General features: G+C 63.1%; 18 protein-coding genes. 11 read left to right on the top strand and 7 right to left on the bottom strand.

All coding sequences use genetic code 11. From position 1 onward, the window contains the following. Positions 1 to 198: 198 nt before the first annotated feature. From CO656_RS24305 to CO656_RS24320, 4 genes are all read right to left on the bottom strand, one after another. Positions 199 to 681: a DUF302 domain-containing protein gene (locus CO656_RS24305; RefSeq protein WP_037416013.1), complete on the bottom strand. Its 483-nt coding sequence runs from the start codon at positions 679 to 681 to the stop codon at positions 199 to 201. Positions 682 to 712: 31 nt separating this feature from the next. Next, complete coding sequence (locus CO656_RS24310) at positions 713 to 1,984, bottom strand: MFS transporter (protein ID WP_097527433.1); 1,272 nt, start codon at positions 1,982 to 1,984, stop codon at positions 713 to 715. Positions 1,985 to 2,064: 80 nt separating this feature from the next. After that, positions 2,065 to 2,559 carry a cupin domain-containing protein gene (locus CO656_RS24315; RefSeq protein ID WP_097527434.1) on the bottom strand — a complete coding sequence of 165 codons (495 nt, stop codon included), beginning with the start codon at positions 2,557 to 2,559 and terminating at the stop codon, positions 2,065 to 2,067. 111 nt (positions 2,560 to 2,670) lie between these two features. Continuing rightward, positions 2,671 to 3,606 carry a LysR family transcriptional regulator gene (locus CO656_RS24320; protein ID WP_097527435.1) on the bottom strand — a complete coding sequence of 312 codons (936 nt, stop codon included), beginning with the start codon at positions 3,604 to 3,606 and terminating at the stop codon, positions 2,671 to 2,673. Between the two features lie 170 nt (positions 3,607 to 3,776). Here CO656_RS24320 and CO656_RS24325 point away from each other — a divergent pair, with 170 nt between their 5' ends. The 9 genes from CO656_RS24325 (at position 3,777) to CO656_RS24365 (ending at position 12,150) form a co-directional block, all read left to right on the top strand. Next, the gene (locus tag CO656_RS24325; RefSeq protein ID WP_050988194.1) at positions 3,777 to 4,607 is read left to right on the top strand and encodes a 3-hydroxybutyrate dehydrogenase; all 831 of its coding nucleotides are present in this window, start codon (positions 3,777 to 3,779) and stop codon (positions 4,605 to 4,607) included. Positions 4,608 to 4,635: 28 nt separating this feature from the next. Next, positions 4,636 to 5,718: a patatin-like phospholipase family protein gene (locus CO656_RS24330; protein ID WP_097527436.1), complete on the top strand. Its 1,083-nt coding sequence runs from the start codon at positions 4,636 to 4,638 to the stop codon at positions 5,716 to 5,718. Between the two features lie 276 nt (positions 5,719 to 5,994). Next, the gene (locus CO656_RS24335) at positions 5,995 to 6,264 is read left to right on the top strand and encodes a DUF2282 domain-containing protein (RefSeq protein WP_018237578.1); all 270 of its coding nucleotides are present in this window, start codon (positions 5,995 to 5,997) and stop codon (positions 6,262 to 6,264) included. Between the two features lie 36 nt (positions 6,265 to 6,300). Next, entirely contained in the window at positions 6,301 to 7,332 is a 1,032-nt protein-coding gene (locus CO656_RS24340) for a DUF692 domain-containing protein (RefSeq protein ID WP_037415899.1), read from the top strand. Further along, on the top strand, positions 7,319 to 8,119 hold the full coding sequence (locus CO656_RS24345) for a putative DNA-binding domain-containing protein (protein ID WP_097527437.1): 801 nt from the start codon (positions 7,319 to 7,321) through the stop codon (positions 8,117 to 8,119). The genes CO656_RS24340 and CO656_RS24345 overlap by 14 nt, the downstream gene beginning before the upstream one ends. Then, positions 8,116 to 8,589: a DoxX family membrane protein gene (locus CO656_RS24350; RefSeq protein WP_037415906.1), complete on the top strand. Its 474-nt coding sequence runs from the start codon at positions 8,116 to 8,118 to the stop codon at positions 8,587 to 8,589. Before CO656_RS24345 ends, CO656_RS24350 begins: the two co-directional genes overlap by 4 nt. Before the next feature lie 3 nt (positions 8,590 to 8,592). Beyond that, positions 8,593 to 9,909, top strand: a complete 1,317-nt coding sequence (locus CO656_RS24355) for an NAD(P)/FAD-dependent oxidoreductase (RefSeq protein ID WP_097527438.1) — start codon at positions 8,593 to 8,595, stop codon at positions 9,907 to 9,909. 2 nt (positions 9,910 to 9,911) lie between these two features. Further along, complete coding sequence (locus CO656_RS24360; RefSeq protein ID WP_097527439.1) at positions 9,912 to 11,834, top strand: adenylate/guanylate cyclase domain-containing protein; 1,923 nt, start codon at positions 9,912 to 9,914, stop codon at positions 11,832 to 11,834. Next, a complete protein-coding gene (locus CO656_RS24365) occupies positions 11,770 to 12,150 on the top strand; it encodes a DUF3307 domain-containing protein (RefSeq protein ID WP_097527440.1) in 381 nt (126 codons plus the stop codon). Before CO656_RS24360 ends, CO656_RS24365 begins: the two co-directional genes overlap by 65 nt. A gap of 51 nt (positions 12,151 to 12,201) precedes the next feature. Here CO656_RS24365 and CO656_RS24370 read toward each other — a convergent pair whose 3' ends face one another. Together CO656_RS24370 and araD are read right to left on the bottom strand one after the other, a co-directional pair. Further along, the gene (locus tag CO656_RS24370; RefSeq protein ID WP_179864835.1) at positions 12,202 to 12,993 is read right to left on the bottom strand and encodes an NAD(P)-dependent oxidoreductase; all 792 of its coding nucleotides are present in this window, start codon (positions 12,991 to 12,993) and stop codon (positions 12,202 to 12,204) included. Between the two features lie 10 nt (positions 12,994 to 13,003). Then, a complete protein-coding gene (gene araD, locus CO656_RS24375) occupies positions 13,004 to 14,728 on the bottom strand; it encodes an L-arabinonate dehydratase (RefSeq protein WP_097527442.1) in 1,725 nt (574 codons plus the stop codon). 77 nt (positions 14,729 to 14,805) lie between these two features. On the opposite strand from araD, the gene CO656_RS24380 reads away from it, so the two are divergent. Next, complete coding sequence (locus tag CO656_RS24380) at positions 14,806 to 15,528, top strand: FadR/GntR family transcriptional regulator (protein ID WP_037416018.1); 723 nt, start codon at positions 14,806 to 14,808, stop codon at positions 15,526 to 15,528. 235 nt (positions 15,529 to 15,763) lie between these two features. Here CO656_RS24380 and CO656_RS24385 read toward each other — a convergent pair whose 3' ends face one another. Beyond that, a complete protein-coding gene (locus CO656_RS24385; RefSeq protein WP_097527443.1) occupies positions 15,764 to 16,714 on the bottom strand; it encodes a dihydrodipicolinate synthase family protein in 951 nt (316 codons plus the stop codon). Between the two features lie 162 nt (positions 16,715 to 16,876). On the opposite strand from CO656_RS24385, the gene CO656_RS24390 reads away from it, so the two are divergent. Continuing rightward, a complete protein-coding gene (locus CO656_RS24390; RefSeq protein WP_097527444.1) occupies positions 16,877 to 17,764 on the top strand; it encodes an SMP-30/gluconolactonase/LRE family protein in 888 nt (295 codons plus the stop codon). The last annotated feature ends 2 nt before the right edge of the window (positions 17,765 to 17,766 follow it).

The following is a 17,766-nucleotide window of genomic DNA, read 5'->3' on the forward strand; positions in this document are numbered from 1 at the left end:
CTTCACTAGCCATTTGCACGCCGCGCGGATGTTCACGTTCGGGCTAGAAAGATCCCATATGCTTGACGGGAACACTTTCCAGCGACGCATTTCGGCAAGCGCGAATCGACGCTCAGATCGCAAGCTCAGTGCGGACCAATGCGGATCATGCGCTCGCCAACTCATTTCAGAGAGCTTAGGCGAGCGCTTAAAGGGTTACTATTTCTTCACGTCATCGGTAACGGCCCTGATCACCTCCGACGCCATGACGAATTCGTGTTTTCTGTTTGCAATACGATGGCGCTTGGCGATCCATTCGAAGTCGGTATAGGCAGCGTAGACGGATCCATCCTCTGCTTCGTAGACAAGAACGCGAACGGGCCAATCGAGACCCGCGAGAGGGTTGGCGGTGATGAATGTTGTGCCAAGCGCTGGATTGCCGAATGTCACTAGGCGCGACGGAAGTACCTTGTTGCCGGCGGCGTTGCCGAGCTTCGCCTGATCGATGACGCTGAACAGCGTGATGCCCTTTTCCTCGACGCTATGTTTGATCCGGTCTACCGTTTCGCCGACCGAATAGCGGCTTTTGACGGTGACAACCCCGTCGCTGTTCCCTGCCTGTGCTGTCGACGTTTGAGCCGACGCCGCGACCGCCGTGACAATCAGGGCGGCCGACCGTATTCCATTGCTGATCGTGATCATCTGAAACTCCTCTGTGTTGCCAAGCGGCATGTCAAGGATGCGTGCGGCCGCTGGATTTTGGTAATGCCGTCTCGTGTCCGTTTCGATAATCGGATTTTATGGTTTGTGGCTCGGTTCGCAGAGGAAGCGTCATCAGGATGGCGATCACGAGTGTCAACACCAACGCCAGCACGCAAAAGCTCCATCCAAGATGATCGTAGATCTGGCCGACCACCAGGCTGCCGAACAGGCCTCCCGTATAGTAGGAGGCGAGATAGGCTCCGCTCGCGGCCGCCTTTTCGATGTCGGCGATGTGGCCCACCTGGCCTGTGACCAGAGCCTGGGCGAGAAAAGTGCCGACGGCGATTAGCGCGAGACCGGAGAGCACCACGGCAAGGCCGCTGCTCAACAAGGCGATGAGACCGAGGATCGCGACAAAGAGGGTGAGCGTGATCGCCGGTGCGGCTCCAAGGCGGCGCGAAATCACCCCGCCCAGTGGCGTCGTAAACAGTGACGGCAGGAAGACGAAATAGACGAGCCCGAGCTGCATGGACGAGAGACCCAGCTCAACGAGCCGGAAATTCACGTAGGTGTAGGTCCCAATGAACACGAAGAGGATCAGAAAGCCGACAGCAAGCATGCTCTGCAGCCCCCGGTTGCCAAGCACGCAGCGCCAGCTCCCGTTGATGCTGCGCATCTGTCGGTTCGGCATTATGTGTTCCGTGCGCTTCAATGTGGTCCAGACCAACGCCGCACCCGCCAGATTGAGGACGGCGAAGGTCAGGAAGTTGATCGACAGACCGCCGGTATCAGCCACCCAAGCCGACAGGGTGCGGCCGAAGAGATTGCTTGCGACGTTGCCGGTGATATAGGCGGCGAGCGCACCCGTTGCTCGGTCGGCCGGATAGTGTTCCGCGAGATAAGCCATGCTGAGTGTGAATGCTGTGGCCATGCACAGGCCCTGCGCCACGCGGAGGCCGGCGAAAAGCATTATGTCTTGGGTAACAGCGAGCAGCGCCGTCGGCACGGCAAGCAAGGTCAGGCTGATCGAAATCCCGTTGCGCCGGTCGAGCGAGCGTCCGAATATGCCGACCGCCAGGCCAGCGACCGCCATGCCCAAGGTGCTGGCGTTGACCGCGAGGCCCATCGTGGCACGGCTGACCGCGAACTGTCTCTGTAGCGACGGCAAAATCGCCTGGGCAGCGAAAAGATCGACGAGCGTCAGAAATGCGATGAGTGAAATGATGCCGAAGTGCAAGCGTTCTGCCGCCGGGGTCGTCCGAATGGAGACGGGCGCAAGCGCGGCGCGATCGAGATTCGTCATCGCCTTTTCTCCTGGAGCGGAGACGTTTCCCGCCGGTGGCCGGAAACGTCCGAGTTAGGGAAGTTGTGCTGTCGCCGTGTTCACATGGTGTCGGCGTTGTCTGCCATCGGCGGCAGGATATCGGCGGAGTAGAGCACGGCCGGCTCTTTGCCGTTGTTCTTCCACCAATGGGCAAGATCGCCGAACTCTGCGGTAACCTCGCCCGCCTTGTGCTCGATCGGCACCTTGCAGCTGCTGCGGTATTCGGTGATGGTGCCTTCAAGGATCAGGATATTGGCAGGGCGCGCATCATGCGCATGCCACGGAACGACGCCACCCGGCTGCACAACCAGTTTTCGCAGCCTGAGCGCATTGCCTTTCCAGTCGCCGCCCTTCGACGAAAGATCGATGGAGGCGAGGACTTCGTCGGTAACACCTTCCGGCGTAGTCGCGCCCGGCGCCATCGCATCCGCCGCTACTTGATCCTTAGGGCATTCGCCCGCCATGGCCGACGGCGACGCGAGTGCGCTTGCAAAGAGGCCGAGCGCCACGGCGACGACCAACGAGGGGCGACCTGCAATGGATTTCTGGGTCATGTCCGTTTCTCCTTTATGGTCCGGCCGGAGACATTCCGCCGGCATGAGGAGATTGCGGGACATTCAGGCGACAAAGAAATGCCGCCTGCTTTTGAATTCCATAGCTCAGAGCTATTGCGCAAGAGGTGAGGTATCGGCGGCCGACCGGCGCATGTCTATGCCGGAATGCGGTGTGGCCCAGCCGTAAGATTTGACGGCTGCGACGAAGGTGGCAACGGCCGGCGAGAACCGACGACCCGCGACGGTAACGAGGCAGACCTCCCGACTAACCTCCGGCTCGGTTACGGGGCGGACCTGGAGGCCAGGAATGACGGCACTGTACTCGGGAATGAAGCAGATTCCGAGGCCACCGGCCACCATGTTCTGAATCCAGTCCTCCCGCTCGCTCGAATAGGAGATGCGCGTCTTCACGCCAGAGGACTCGCATAGGTCCGTCAAATAATCCCAATATTCGCAGTTCACGCGCCTTAGGTAAATTTCACCATCTATCGCGGTGATGGGAACGGCCTCGTATTGGCAGAGACGGTGACCGGCGGGAAAGGCAAGCATGAATCTTTCACGAAACAGCGGCGTCACGTCGAAGCGTTCGGGAAAGCGGTCGCTGCTCGCCATGACAGCGACATCGATCTCTCCCTCTTCAAGCAGCTCTGAAAGCCTGGACGGCACGCCTTCGACGAGCTGAAGCTGGATGCCTCGGTGGCGCATGTTGAAGTCGGTCAGGAGACCGGTGAACCGACGCGGCCCGATTGTGCACATGATGCCGACCTTCACATGCGCATCCTCAAGGCACAGGAAGCGCGACGCCTCCTGCCTAACGCCGGATAGTTCGTCGAGAATTGATTGGAATCGTGGTCGAAGTAGGTTTCCGAGATCCGTAAGGTGGGTCAGGTTCCGTTCCCGCCGAAACAAGAGCCCACCGACCTCGTCTTCGAGCTGTTGAATTGCCCGGCTGAGTGCTGGCTGGGTCACGTTGGACTTTTCTGCCGCCCGCGTGAAGTTCCGCGTCTCGCAGACTGCTAGGAAATACCGCACGTGGTGAATATCCATGCCCGCCCCCGCAAGGTTTTGTCGAGGCGGCCAACTTCCTACGCGCGTGGCGCCTGTACCAATGCAATTCACCTATCGATTTCATAGCACAGTAGCATTTCAGTTGGAATGAATATGGCGGCATCCTCTACTCGAAAAGGCTCTTCGGCCGAGACGTGAGGAGACGTTACATGCTCAAGGCAACTGACGCAGAGATCGATTCAATGTTCGGGCGCAGGACGCTCGAGGGCCGCAGTGCCATCGTGACCGGTTCAACAAGTGGTATCGGTCTCGGCATCGCACAGGCAATGGCAAGGGCGGGTGCCGCGGTGATGCTCAACGGTTTCGGCAACCCGGCCGAGATCGAGGGACAACGAGCTGCGATGGCGGACGAAAACGACGTCGACGTCGCGTTCGACAGCGCGGACATGTCGAGCCCCGAGGCGATCCGGATGATGGTGGCGCGCGCCGTCGCGCGCTTCGGCCAGGTCGACATCGTCGTCAACAATGCCGGCATCCAGCATGTCGCACCGATTGCCGAATTTCCGGCCGCCAAGTGGGACGCGATCATGGCGGTCAACCTCTCCGCCGCGTTCCATCTCGTTCAGGCGACCTATGGCCAAATGCAGTCCCGCGGGTATGGACGCATCATCAACGTCGCCTCGGCTCATGGGCTCGTCGCATCTCCGTTCAAATCGGCTTACGTGGCGGCCAAGCACGGCCTCGTCGGTCTGACGAAGGTCTTGGCTCTGGAGGGCGCCGAGTTCGGCATAACGGCGAATGCGATCTGCCCTGGCTATGTGTGGACGCCGCTCGTTGAACAGCAGATTGACGACCAGGCAAAGTCCCACGGCATCGCGCGCGATGCCGTCATCCGCGATGTGTTCCTGAAGAACCAGCCGACCAAGCGCTTCGCGACCGTCGAGGAGATGGGGGCGCTGAGCGTCTTTCTGTGCACCAGTGCCGCAGCCTCCATAACCGGGGCGGCGATCCCCGTCGATGGCGGATGGACAGCGCATTGATTGCCCGTGGCAAAAAAGGAGGAGAGCCATGAACAAGCACGCCAACGTGAAGTTGCCGGCGTCTCACGACCATGAAAGGGCGTCCGTGGACGTCCGTCCACCACGAACGATAAACTTGGCGCTTCAGGGCGGCGGTGCGCATGGCGCATTCACCTGGGGCGTGCTCGACCGGCTGCTCGACGAGGCGAACCTTTCCTTCGAAGGCATCGTTGCGACCAGTGCCGGCGCGATGAACGCCGCCGTCCTGGCCTATGGGCTTGCGGAGGGTGGACGCAGCGGCGCGCAAAGGGCTCTCGCCAATTTCTGGCGTCGTATCAGCCATGCGGCAGCCTTCAGTCCTCTGCAGCCGAGTTTGCTCGACCGCCTGACCGGGGCGAAATCCTTGGAGTATTCGCCCGCCTTCGTCGTGTTCGACATGGTGACGCGGCTGCTATCGCCCTACCAGTTCAACCCATTGAACTACAATCCGCTGCGCCAGGTTCTGGAACAGTCGATCGATCTCGATGCGATCCGCATGTCCCGTTGTCCCGTGAAGCTGAACATTTGCGCCACCAACGTGCGCTCCGGCAAGGTGAAGGTTTTTTCCAATGACGAGATCTCGATCGATGCGGTGATGGCATCCGCCTGTCTGCCGTTCCTCTTCCAGGCCGTCGAGATCGATGGCGAGGGCTATTGGGATGGCGGCTACATGGGGAACCCGGCAATTTTCCCTTTGATCTACGGCTGCGATACTCCGGATGTGCTGGTGGTGCACATCAATCCCCTCGAGCGAACGGAACTGCCGCGGACTGCGGCTGAAATCCTGAACAGGATCAACGAAATCAGCTTCAATTCGTCGCTGCTCAGGGAGATGCGAGCAATCGCTTTCGTGACGCAACTGATCGATTCCGAGACGGGTAATTCCCTCGGGCTCAAACGGATATTCGTGCACGGCATCTCCGACGACGAGACAATGAGAAACCTCAGCGTCTCAAGCAAGCTGAATGCCGAGTGGGGAGCCCTCGTGGACCTCCGTGACCGCGGTCGACAATGCGCGGAGGACTGGCTGATGGCGAACTATGACGCGATAGGGAAGCGTTCGAGCGTCGATATCAGTACGCGTTACCTCTAGGCGGTTCGACGCTTCCCGACCAATCAGGCGCGTCGCCACCGGTCGAGCGCACCTCCCTTGCCATCTCCCTCCCGCGGCAGTCCTGCCTCCCGATACGGCCCGATAGGCCCGATCCGGGGGGCTTTTTTCGTCTCAGGTGCGCCCGTCACCGGCGGATATTTTCGGCCTATCGAAACCATGCCTGAACAGCATTTCAAAGAGCTCGAGCGGTCTGCGAAGCTTGTCGGTATCAGGCCGATACCCGGTTTGAACAACGTCAAATCCAGGAGATGTTCAATGATCAACACTCGTACGCTCATCAGTTCCGCGCTTGCCGCGATCGCCTCCGTCTCGGCGTCGACCGCATCGGCAGGACCGGCCGCCCAGCCGGAGTTCTCGTTCGAGAAATGCTACGGGATCGTCAAGGCCGGGCAGAACGACTGCCAGACAGCCACGCATTCCTGCGCGGGCACCTCGACGATGGACGACCAGGCGGATGCCTGGATCTACGTGCCTGCCGGCACCTGCGGAAAGATCGCCGGCGGCAGCAACGCCCCCAAGGCCTGACGGCCTCCGGAAAACAAGCAAAAAGGGAGTAGACCGATGCCCAAGACGTTTCCAACCCACCCGGTGCCGTGCGCTGCGGGCATCGGCCTCCGTTCGATACACATTGCCGAGGTGCTTTCCCGCAGGCCTGCTGCGGGTTGGCTGGAAGTCCATGCCGAAAACTACATGGGCCAATCAGCGGCCGTGGATGCGCTCGAGAAGCTGCGCGAGGTTTATCCGCTTTCGGTGCACGGCGTCGGACTGTCGCTCGGCAGCGCCTCGGGTCTCGACCGAGCTCATCTGGAGCGGCTGCGTCTCGTCTGTGAGCGCTTCCAGCCGGCGATCGTCTCGGAGCACCTTGCTTGGAGCGTCGCCGACGGCGCCTACCTCAACGACCTCCTGCCGCTCCGTTACGATGACGAGGCGCTCGCCATCGTTTCCGGGAACATCGGCCGGCTGCAGGACACGCTCAAGCGTCAGGTGTTCATCGAAAACCTTTCGGCCTACCTGGCCTTTGCAGAATCGAGCATGACCGAGGCCGAGTTCCTGAGCGAGCTCGTCAACCGGACGGGTTGCGGCTTGCTGCTGGACGTCAACAACGTGCATGTCTCCGCAAGCAACCTCGATTTCGATGCATTGGAGTTTATCGACGCCCTGCCTGCCGAAGCGATCGGTGAAATTCACCTTGCCGGCCACGCCGTCAACGAGGTCGACGGCGACGTCATTCTCATCGACGACCATGGGTCGCGCGTGCCGCCGGCCGTCTGGTCGCTCTATGCCCACGCTCTCCGCAGGATCGGCCCGCGACCGACACTGATCGAATGGGACACGGATGTGCCGCCGCTCGAGGTCCTATTGGGCGAAGCCATGTGGGCAGACATGCTCGCCCGCAGTATCGCTTTCGGCGAGCGCCCGGAGGAGCTGCCGGTCGCCGTGCCGGACAGCCGTTTCGAGACAATGACGCTACCCCGCCGCGACAACGCCAGTGGCATCCGTTTCCCGGCGCTCGCTGCCATAGCAGCAGTTAGAGCCGCTTGCGGCAAGTGCCCAACGGACCATTGCAGGAGGGACGGCCATGTCCTCCATTGAAGCCTTGCAGAGCGTCGTCGCGCGTGCGGTTCTGACGACCGGTCCCGCCGATATCCTGCCGCTCCTCGAGCGGGGTCGTTTCGATCCCGCAAGGCGGCTCAATATCTACCGCAACAATACGTTGGTCTCGCTCACGACGACGTTGAAGGCCGTGTTTCCCGTGACGGTGCGGCTGCTCGACGAGCGCTACTTCACTTACCTAGCCGGCTGCTTCATCCGGAACAGCCCGCCACAAGAGCCGCGCCTTTCGCGTTACGGCGCAGGATTTGCGCCATTCCTCGCGCGCTTCGAGGGAACCGCCGATATGCCGTTCGTTTCCGAGGTGGCGCGTTTGGAGTGGAAGATCGCCGAAGCGCTCGACGCTCCGTTGGAGCGGCCAAGCACACTCATCGAGCTCTACGAAGGGCTTTCGAGCGGGTCCTTCGCGCTTTTCCTACAACCTTCGCTGCGACTTGTTCTCTGCCGCTGGCCCGCCCTCAGCATATGGGCGGCGCACCAGCAGGGAGGCAATCCCGACAAACTCGCCCATCTCGAACGGGAGCCGGAACGCATTGCGCTGTGGAGACGTGCCGACACCGTTCGCTTCCTGCGCCTCGACGCCGCGGAGTTTGCGTTCTGGCACATGTTGATGCGGGGCAGCGGAATCGAGGCTGCGGTCGCTCGCGCCTGCCGCCATTCGCCTGAGTTCGATATTGCCCGCGCGCTGACGGGCCTTTTCGTCAGCGAACTCGTCATCGGCATCCATCGCATGAAGCGGTCTTCCAACCAACAGGAGAGAGTGTCATGACCACAATGCGCGCAACACCCGTCAGTATTTCCAAAACGATATACAGGCTTCACGACACAGTCGTGGCGTTGGCGACCGCCCTGCCGCTATCGATCGTGCAACTCGCATCCCGCGCGGCGATCGCAGAGATTTTCTGGCAATCCGCTCAGACGAAGCTTGCATCCTGGCCGATAACGCTCCAGCTATTCGCCTTCGAATATCGCGTGCCGCTGCTCGATCCCGGATTGGCCGCCCTTATGGCAACAGCGGCGGAACTCAGTGGCGCGGCGATGCTCGCCCTGGGACTGCTCGCGCGGCTCGCGTCGCTGATGCTGCTCGGCGTCGTCGCCACCATCCAGATCTTCGTCTACCCGGATCATTGGGTCGAGCATCTGATGTGGACGAGCTTGCTCCTGCTCATCCTATCGCGCGGCGCCGGCGTCATTTCCGTCGATCATCTGGTCGCCCGACGCATCCGTGCCGGAGGCTGAGCGATGTCGGTGACGCCTGTTCAGAGCGGCTCCGCGCCGGGCAAGATCGCGGCCGGCGTGGAGCCGACAATGTACCGGCCGCGCGTGGTCATTCTCGGTGCGGGCTTCGGCGGCCTGAATGCAGCGTTGACGCTTCGCCGCGCGCCGGTCGAAGTCACCGTCATCGACCGGCGAAACTATCACCTGTTCCAGCCTCTCCTTTATCAGGTGGCGACCGCGGGACTCTCGCCGGCGCAGATTGCCATGCCCATCCGCCGCATTCTTTCACGGCAGTCGAATGCCACGGTTCTGATGGACAAGATCGAGGCGGTCGATACCGGCGCGCGATGCGTCGTGACCGGTAGCCGGCGCATCCCCTATGACTACCTGATCGTCGCGACCGGCGCCCGCCACACTTATTTCGGCAACCATACTTGGGCGGACCACGCCCCGGGCCTGAAGACGATCACGGATGCGACGGCGATCCGGGCGCGCATCCTCTCCGCCTTCGAACGGGCGGAGGTGACCGATGACCCCCGCTTGCGTCAGACGCTGTTGACCTTTGTTGTCGTCGGCGGCGGGCCGACCGGTGTCGAACTGGCCGGCGCCATCGCCGAGCTCTCGCGAAGGACGATCGTTCGTGATTTTCGGCGCATCGATTCGTCCTCCGCCCGGGTCGTGCTCGTCGAGGCGGGTGAGCGGATACTGCCAGCGATGCCGCCCTGCCTTTCGAGGAAAGCCCAGAGACAACTCGAAAGGCTTGGCGTCGAGGTCCTGCTCGGCAATGCCGTCGCCGACTGCGACGACAGCGGCGTGCGGCTGGCGGACGGAACTGAAATCGGCTCCGCCTGCATTCTCTGGGCCGCAGGCGTCATGGCTTCGCGCGCCGCCAAGTGGATCGCCGCGCCGGCCGACCGTGCCGGACGGGTCCTGGTCGACGGGCGCCTCAATCCGCCGGGGCACGGCGAAATATTCGTCATCGGTGACACTGCTTCAGTCGCTGGTGTGGACGGGTGCCCTGTACCGGGCGTGGCACCGGCGGCCAAGCAGATGGGTCGCTACGCGGCGCGCGCCATTCTCGACGACGTGGCGGGACGGCAGTCGACGCCATTCCGTTACCGTGACTACGGCAATCTCGCGACCATCGGCCGCAAGGCAGCAGTTGCGGATTTCGGCAATGCCAGGCTCTCCGGCTATGCCGCATGGCTCGTCTGGAACTTCGCCCACCTCTGGTTCCTCGTCGGCTTCCGTAATCGCCTCGTGGTCTTTCTCGACTGGGCCCATGCTTATGTCCGCAACGATCGGGCCGCCCGTTTGATCACCGGCAGAAACGAGGGCTAGCGATGTATCGCCCGAAGCTCGCCCAAGTCGTCGTGCTTCTGCTCTTGCTCGCGGTCCTGTCGACTGCCGCGCTCATCCATCTTATCTGGCAGCGTGCCGCCAGCGAGAACATCGACGAGGTCGTAGCCAGTCTCGATACGCAGACGGCCGGGTCCGTCCGCAATGATCTCACCTCGACGCTCGCCCTCGTTTCGAGCACGGCTGAGATCGTCCGATCCATCTTTTTCCAGGGTGCCATCAGCGCCGGCGACGAGGTGAAACGCGAGTTCCTGTTCCTTTCCCTGTTACGCGAACAGTCGGCGATCACCTGGATTGGCTTCGGCTTTCCGGATGGGCGCTTCTTCGGTTCGCATGCGACTGCCGACGGGCGGATCGAAATGGTCGAAATCGGCGTCGCCGAGCCGGGAGAATTGCGTCAACTCAGGCGTGACCGCTATCGGCCGATCCCCGGAGACATCTTTTTCGAGCAGCGCATCAAGGCGGAAAGCGCGTATGTGGCGCTAGGCGCGCCCTGGTATCGTCTGGGAAGGGACGGAGGTGACCCTGTCTGGACGGTCACCAATGTTCTGCCGAACGGGTTCGAGCCATCCATCGTCCTCTCGACGCGCGTCGACATGTTCGGGAAGTTTGCCGGCGTGGTGATGGTGGCGGTTAGTCTCAGACGCCTGTCGCAAGCGCTCAAGGCGGTCAACATGCCAGTCGGCAGCAAGGCCTTCGTTCTCGATGAGCATGGCCGCGTACTGGCCAACTCGCAGCCTTCCGACGGTGTGATGGCGGCGCACTTTTCCGATTTCCCGAAGTCTGATGCCGTCACGGCGGCCGCGGCAGAGGCGGTGGCTCTCAACGGAGGAGCTGCGTTTCGTGCCGTCACGCAAAGCGCCGCACTCGGACCCGTCTTTGTGTCGTCGTCGCGCCTTCCGTTTGAGCGATGGCGGCTCATCACCGCCACGCCTCGGTCGACCTTCGCAAGCGGCATCGACGAGAATATCCGGCGCATTCCGATCGCAGTGTTGTCAATTGCGGGTCTCGCGGCAACCACGGCCGTCGTCTTCGCCAATTTGCTCTTTGCTCGGCCGCTCGCGCGGCTGGCGGTACAGTTGCGTGCGGTCGAGCACTTCTCGTTTGAGAGCGTCCGGCATCACCCGACCTTTCTGGCCGAGCTCAACGACTTCTCCGACGCCTTGAAGCGTATGTCGATCGGGCTTTCGGCCTTTGCTCGCTACATGCCGCTCGACGTCGTGCGGCCGCTCGTCGAAGGTAGCATCGAGCCGAAGCCGGGCGGTGAGCTTTGCGACATTACGGTGATGTTCGCCGACCTGCCCGGGTTCACGGAACTGACCGAGAGGCTCGGACCGGCCGTCGAGCCGCACCTGACGCGCTTCCTGACGACCGCGGTCGCCGCCATCCATGCGGAGGGCGGTACGGTCGACAAGTTCATCGGCGATGCCGTTATGGCCATCTGGAATGCACCCGGAAGGCAGGCGGATCACGCCGCTCGGGCCTGCCGCGCCGCAACGGCAATCCGGGATGCGATGCACACAGAGCCGCCCGTCTCGGTCGGGCATGGCGAGGTCCGCGTGCGCATCGGCATCAACAGCGGGACGGCGCTGATCGGCAATATCGGCTCGGCTGAGCGGCTGAGCTACACCGCCATCGGCGACACGGTCAATCTGGCGAGCAGGCTCGTGGGCGTTGCCAAGGAGCATGGCGTCGAGATCGTCCTCAGCGACGCGACGGTGCAGGCGTCCGATGCATTTGCGCACACGACGTCTCTCGGCCTAGCTACGGTCCGCGGCAAGGCCGAACCAGTGGCCGTGTACACGATAGACCCGCCGGATGTCGCGTTTCAGGGAGGAGACAATGGAAATGGCACTTATCACGGCGATGATGATTGCTTGCTTACAGCTCAAGCATTTCGTTGCTGATTACGTGCTGCAGCCGGACTGGGTTCTGCGTGGCAAAGGCGATTTGCGGATGATCGGCGGCTATGTCCATGCGGGGACCCATGCGCTCGGAACCGTTCCGGCGCTGCTTCTGGTCGGCGCCGACTTGGGACGGGTTGTCGTTCTCGTCCTTGCCGAATTCATCGTTCATTACCTCATCGATTACGCGAAGGCGTTCTTGTCACTGCGCAGTAGCGCTGACGCTTCGACCCGCGCCTACTGGGCTATGCATGGTGCGGATCAATTGATGCACCAACTTACCTATGCGGGATTGATCTTGGCCACGCTGGTGTACTGACTCTGTCGACGACGACCAAACCGGTACTTAGGCCCCAGTGTCAAACGTGTTTCACCGCTTACCGACTATCCCCTTGGTCGCGAGCCGGCCGCCCTGGTAGTGGCTGCCACCGGCGGACTGGCCTTCGCGCCGCTCGATCTTCTCGCGATAGGGCTCGCTCGTGTCCTGCGGCTCCCAGCCGAGGAAATCGGCATGGGCGTTCGACCACCAGGCGTCGCGGTTTGCCGAGACGCCGTAGAGCACCAGATGGCCGATCACGGGGGCCCCGATGAGCTTTCGGACGAGCGAAAGGAAATCGCGCGGGCTGAGCCAGGTGGAGAGCGTGCGGCGGTCCTTCGGTGCTTCGAAGCAACTGCCGATCCGGAGGCAGGCCGTTTCGAGGCCGAACTTGTCGTAATAGAGCCGCGAAAGGTCCTCGCCGAAACACTTGCTGACGCCGTAGAGGCTGTCCGGCCGTCGCTCCGACCTGTCGTCGAGCCCTTCGCCGACCGGGTGGAAGCCGATCACATGGTTGGTGCTCGCGAAGAGGATGCGCCGGACGCCGGCCTTGCGAGCCGCCTCGTAGAGATTGTAGGTGCCGAGGAAATTCGCCTGAATCAGCGCGTCGAAGCTCGCTTCGCCCGAGATCGCTCCGAGATGCAGGATCATGTCGCAGTCGCGCGCCAGTGTATCGACCGCCGCACGATCGGCGAGGTCGCATCGCACCACTTCCTCGCCCGGACGGGAAGGAGAGATGTCAACGATGTCGGAGAGGCGCAGGATCTCCGCCGATCCTTTCAGCGGCTCGCGCAGAAGATGCCCGAGGCGGCCGCCGGCGCCCGTCACCAGAAGTCGTTTGATCATCGGTATTGCCTCAATGAATCTCCGGCTCGGGCAGCTTGTGGGGCGACTGCAGGAAGGTGAAGTCGCAGCCCTCCGGCGCCTGCTGGATGTGTTCGGCATGCATCTTCAGATAGCCGCGCGAATAGTCGCGCTCCGGCGGCCGCCATTCCGAAAGCCGGCGTTCGATCTCGGCCGCCTCGACCTCGAGGGTCAGCGTCCGCCCGGCGACGTCGAGGGCGATCATGTCGCCGTTGCGGACCGCCGCCAGCGGCCCGCCGACATAGGATTCCGGCGCCACATGCAGGATGCAGGCGCCATAGCTGGTGCCGCTCATCCGCGCATCGGAAATCCTCACCATGTCGCGCACGCCCTGTTTCAAGAGTTTCTTCGGGATCGGCAGCATGCCCCATTCGGGCATGCCCGGCCCGCCGACCGGGCCGGCATTGCGCAGGATCATCACCGACTCGGCGGTGACGTCGAGATCCTCGTCGTTCACCGCCCGCATCATGGTGTCGTAATCATCGAAAACGAGCGCCGGGCCGCGATGCTTGAGCAGCGCGGGGTCGGCGGCGGCCGGTTTCATCACGCAGCCGTCGGGCGCGAGATTGCCCTTGAGGATCGCCGTGCCGCCGCGGCCGGCGACCGGGTTGTCGAGCGGCCGGATCACCTCGGGCAGGTGAACCTCGGCACGCTCGATCGCGCTGCCAAGCGTGCCGACGACGTTGCGTTCTTTGAGGTTGAGCAGCGGCTCCAGCCGTTTCCAGAGCGCCAGCAAACCCCCCGCGTAATAGAAATCCTCCATCAGGAATGCGCCGGTCGGGCGGATGTTGCAGAGCACCGGCACCTTTTCCGACATGCGGTCGAAATCTTCCAAGCTCAGCTGGACGCCGCACCGCCGCGCCATGGCGATCAGATGGATCATCGCGTTGGTCGAGCCGGCCATCGCCATATGCACCGCCAGCGCATTCTCGAAGGCGTTGGCGGTCAGGATGTCGGAGGGCTTCAGATCCTCGAAGACCATCTCGACGATGCGGGCCCCGGAAAGCGCCGCCATACGCGAATGGCCGGCATCCGAGGCGGGAATGGCGGAGGCGCCGGGAAGACAGAGGCCGAGCGTATCGGCGAGCGCCGTCATCGTCGAGGCGGTGCCCATCGTCATGCAGGTGCCGTAGGAACGGGCGATGCCGCGCTCCATCTCGTTCCATTGCAGCTCGGTGATCTGGCCGGCCTCCTTCTCGGCCCAGTATTTCCAGACATCCGAGCCGGATCCGAGCGCCTGGCCGCGATAATTGCCGCGCAGCATCGGCCCGGCCGGCACGAAGATCGTCGGCAGGTCGACCTGGATCGCCCCCATGATCGTCGCCGGCGTGGTCTTGTCGCAGCCGGCGAGCAGGACGACGCCGTCGACCGGATGCGAACGGATGAGCTCCTCCACTTCCATGGCGAGGAAGTTGCGGTAGAGCATCGTCGTCGGCTTCACATAGGTCTCGGCGAGCGACATGGCCGGCAGCTCGACCGGGAAGCCGCCGGCCTGCCAGACGCCGCGCCTGACCTCGTCGGCGCGGGCGCGCAGATGCGCGTGGCAGGGGTTGATGTCGCTCCAGGTGTTGATAATCGCGATAACAGGCTTGGCGGCGATTTCCTGCTGGTCATAGCCCATCTGGTAGAGCCGCGAGCGGTGCCCGAAGGATCGCAGGTCCTTGGCGCCAAACCAGCGGAAGCTCCTAAGATCTTCCGGGTGCTTGCGTTTGGTCATCGGCGGCCTCCTTTGCATTCCCCATCGGCTCGGCTAAATTAGACCTGTTCAGAAAGATGACAGGCGAGACCAAGCTATTGAACGACGTATCGTTGAAACTGAAACCGGCGCGGCGCGAACGCCTCGCCGACGTGCTTTACGGCCAGATCCTCGAGCAGATCACCAGCGGCCAACTGGTCGAGGGCGCGAAGCTGCCCTCCGAGGCGCGCATCTGCAGCGACTTCCAGGTCTCCCGGCCAGTCGTCCGCGAGGCGCTGATGCGGCTGCAGGCGGACGGGCTGGTGGTGTCGCGTCAGGGGATAGGCACTTTCGTCAAGTCGCGGCCTTCCAACAAGCTGACCGACTTTGCCGCCTCGGCGGAGATCGCCAGCTATCTGAGGGCATTCGAGCCGCGCCTGGCGCTCGAGACCGAATGCGCCGGGCTGGCCGCGATGCGGCGCACCAAGGCGCAGCTCAACCAGATCGGCGAGGCGCTTCAAGCGCTCGAAATGGCCTTCCAGCGTGGCGAGACGGGCTGGGAGGAGGATTTCGCCTTTCACCTCACCGTCGCCGCAGCCGCGGGAAACGAGCTTTTCCCGCGGCTGCTGCAGGACCTGCGCGACATCATGAGCGGCTCGATGCGCATGGCGCTCGGCCTCACGCGGCAAGGCTCGGACGATAGGCGGCGCCGGGTGCTCGAGGAGCACCGCAAGATCTTCCTGGCGATCTCCAGCCAGAACGCCGACCTCGCGCGCCTCCACATGCGCTATCACCTGACCGAATCGCGCGCCCGCGTCACCGGCTCCTACGGCGACCTGTAGTCGAAGTTCCGCGTTGTCCGTCGCGGACGGTCTGACCCCCTCTGGCCTGCCGGCCATTTCCCCCGCAAGGGGGGAGCGCGCGTGGGGCACGACCGATGCACCCATAAAGAGGCGCTGCATGGCCGAAGCCGTTCTGTTGAAGCGGTGGCCTTGCCACGAGTCGATCTCCCCCCTTATGGGGAAGATGTACGGCAGGCCAGAGGGGGGTGGGGCAAGGGCCATTGCCGATTGTTCGTCAGGCGCTCGCCGACAGCCGTGGCGCGGCCGCCGCCTCGCTCCTGGCTCTCAGCTCGCGCGCTGCCTTGCCGATCGCCTCGAGCCGTTCGGCGCCGTCGAGATTGGTGAGGAAGTCGCCGATCGGTCCCGCTTCGCAGATGCCGGCGAGCCGCACCGCCTCGTGCAGAACGCGGATCGGCGAGTGGGCGTCGCGGAGATCCTCGAGCGGTAGGAAACTTTCGCGAAGGGCCCTTGCCTCGGCGAACCGACCCTCGCGGCCCGCCTTCAGGATCGCTGTCGACAGATGCGGGGCGACGCAGACCGAGCCGGATGTGAAGGCCGCCAGGCCCATTTCCATGTGGTCGATCGCCGGCCGCTCGCCGATGCCGCTGACGATGCGCTCGCCGGAGCCTACGGCGTCGAGGATCTCGGCGAGATAAGGGTCGTTCTTCGGCTCCGGACGCACGACCGCATATTTCAAAGCAGTGATGGCGCCGTCGCGAAACAGGCGGGCGACGTCGGAAGCCTGCATGAAGCCGTCATTCTTGATATAGGCGATCAGCGGCCGGCCGCCGATGTCGGCAAGCTTTGCGAAGCCGGAGGCCAGCCCTGTCGGCGTTGCCGGAAAGGAGAGCGGCAGGACCATGGCCGTCGGAAAGGCGCGGTCTCGCAGGATGGCCGCCTGGTCGGCCGCCTTGCCGAAATCGGCGCCGATCGACGGGATCACCCAGCCGTCGGCCGGCGCGATCTCCTCGAGCATGTCGAGCAGCCGGCCGAAATCCATGACGCCGAAATTGTAGAGATTGGCGTTGCCGCCATAGAGATAAGTCGTCACGCCGCCCGAGCGCAGCCAGTCCACCTGCCGGCGATTTTCCGCCTTGCTCGGCACGCCCTGCGCGTCACGCGCCAGAGGCGGCACCGAGAGGACGGAAGCGCCGAGGTCGGCGACAGTGACGGGCGTCGTTTTCATGGAAATCTCCCTGGCCGGTTTCCTGTATTTTTAATTTACAAGTTGAGGCGGGGCAAGAGCAATGTTAAAGAAAAGCAGGAGAGATAGATCTCATGAATTCCTCTAGATAGTCGGTTCGCACGGCGTTCCGAAAAATGCCGGGCGTCAGAGCGTGGTGCGAACATGTCTTTCGACTTAACATTTGAATGCGTGCTGGACCTGCGTTGCGCCGTGGCCGAGAGCCCCGTCTATGACGAGCGCCGGAACTGCCTGTTCTTCGTCGACGTCGGTCACGGCACCCTTCACCGAGCCGATCTTTCCGGGGCCGATCACATCGAGTGGTCTTTGGAAGGCGGCGCCTGCAGCCTCGGGCTCGCACGGTCCGGCCGTCTCGTCCTGGCGCAGCGCGACCGGGTCGTGCTGTTCGATCCGGGAAGCGGCGCGATCGTCCGCAAAATTGCAGAGATCGAGCCAGAGAGGCCACATACGCGCCTGAACGACGGCAAGGTGGGGCCGGACGGCGCCTTCTGGGTCGGCACCATGCACGAGGTCGCTGTCGACCGGCGGCCGATCGCCTCGCTTTATCGCGTGACGCCCGCAGGCGCCGTCGAGTGCAAGGTAGAAAATATCATCTGCTCGAACGGGCTTGCCTGGAGCGCTGATGGCACCGTCCTGTTCCACTCCGATTCGCGCGGGCCCTGGATCGACCGCTGGCGGTTCGATCCGGCGACCGGCGAACTCTCCGGCCGGAAGCGGCTGGCGGATCTCGACGAGGGACGCGGACGGCCGGACGGCGCGGCGACCGATGCCGACGGCAACTACTGGAGCGCCGGCGTCTCGGCCGGCGTCATCAATTGCTTTTCCCCGGAAGGCCGGCTGATCAAGGCGCATCTGTTTCCTGTGCCCGCGCCCACCATGCCCTGCTTTGCCGGCCCGGATCGGCGGACGCTCTTCGTCACCTCCTTGCGCCCGACCGATACCGCCAAGGAGAGCCCCGCCGGCAGCATCTTCGCCGCCCGCAGCCCAGTAGCAGGAGCCGCCGTCCATCGCTTCGATGACCGGCGGCTCTGACC

This window comes from Sinorhizobium sp. FG01 (assembly GCF_002531875.1).
Classification (GTDB): domain Bacteria; phylum Pseudomonadota; class Alphaproteobacteria; order Rhizobiales; family Rhizobiaceae; genus Sinorhizobium; species Sinorhizobium fredii_C.

Coding starts and splice junctions, on each gene's coding strand:
- CO656_RS24320 (WP_097527435.1), bottom strand. CDS start 3,606: ATGGATATTCACCACGTGCGGTATTTCCTAGCAGTCTGCGAGACGCGG.
- CO656_RS24345 (WP_097527437.1), top strand. CDS start 7,319: ATGTCCTCCATTGAAGCCTTGCAGAGCGTCGTCGCGCGTGCGGTTCTG.
- CO656_RS24370 (WP_179864835.1), bottom strand. CDS start 12,993: ATGATCAAACGACTTCTGGTGACGGGCGCCGGCGGCCGCCTCGGGCAT.
- CO656_RS24390 (WP_097527444.1), top strand. CDS start 16,877: ATGTCTTTCGACTTAACATTTGAATGCGTGCTGGACCTGCGTTGCGCC.
- CO656_RS24325 (WP_050988194.1), top strand. CDS start 3,777: ATGCTCAAGGCAACTGACGCAGAGATCGATTCAATGTTCGGGCGCAGG.
- CO656_RS24360 (WP_097527439.1), top strand. CDS start 9,912: ATGTATCGCCCGAAGCTCGCCCAAGTCGTCGTGCTTCTGCTCTTGCTC.
- araD (WP_097527442.1), bottom strand. CDS start 14,728: ATGACCAAACGCAAGCACCCGGAAGATCTTAGGAGCTTCCGCTGGTTT.
- CO656_RS24330 (WP_097527436.1), top strand. CDS start 4,636: ATGAACAAGCACGCCAACGTGAAGTTGCCGGCGTCTCACGACCATGAA.
- CO656_RS24310 (WP_097527433.1), bottom strand. CDS start 1,984: ATGACGAATCTCGATCGCGCCGCGCTTGCGCCCGTCTCCATTCGGACG.
- CO656_RS24365 (WP_097527440.1), top strand. CDS start 11,770: ATGGAAATGGCACTTATCACGGCGATGATGATTGCTTGCTTACAGCTC.
- CO656_RS24305 (WP_037416013.1), bottom strand. CDS start 681: ATGATCACGATCAGCAATGGAATACGGTCGGCCGCCCTGATTGTCACG.
- CO656_RS24315 (WP_097527434.1), bottom strand. CDS start 2,559: ATGACCCAGAAATCCATTGCAGGTCGCCCCTCGTTGGTCGTCGCCGTG.
- CO656_RS24335 (WP_018237578.1), top strand. CDS start 5,995: ATGATCAACACTCGTACGCTCATCAGTTCCGCGCTTGCCGCGATCGCC.
- CO656_RS24385 (WP_097527443.1), bottom strand. CDS start 16,714: ATGAAAACGACGCCCGTCACTGTCGCCGACCTCGGCGCTTCCGTCCTC.
- CO656_RS24350 (WP_037415906.1), top strand. CDS start 8,116: ATGACCACAATGCGCGCAACACCCGTCAGTATTTCCAAAACGATATAC.
- CO656_RS24355 (WP_097527438.1), top strand. CDS start 8,593: ATGTCGGTGACGCCTGTTCAGAGCGGCTCCGCGCCGGGCAAGATCGCG.
- CO656_RS24340 (WP_037415899.1), top strand. CDS start 6,301: ATGCCCAAGACGTTTCCAACCCACCCGGTGCCGTGCGCTGCGGGCATC.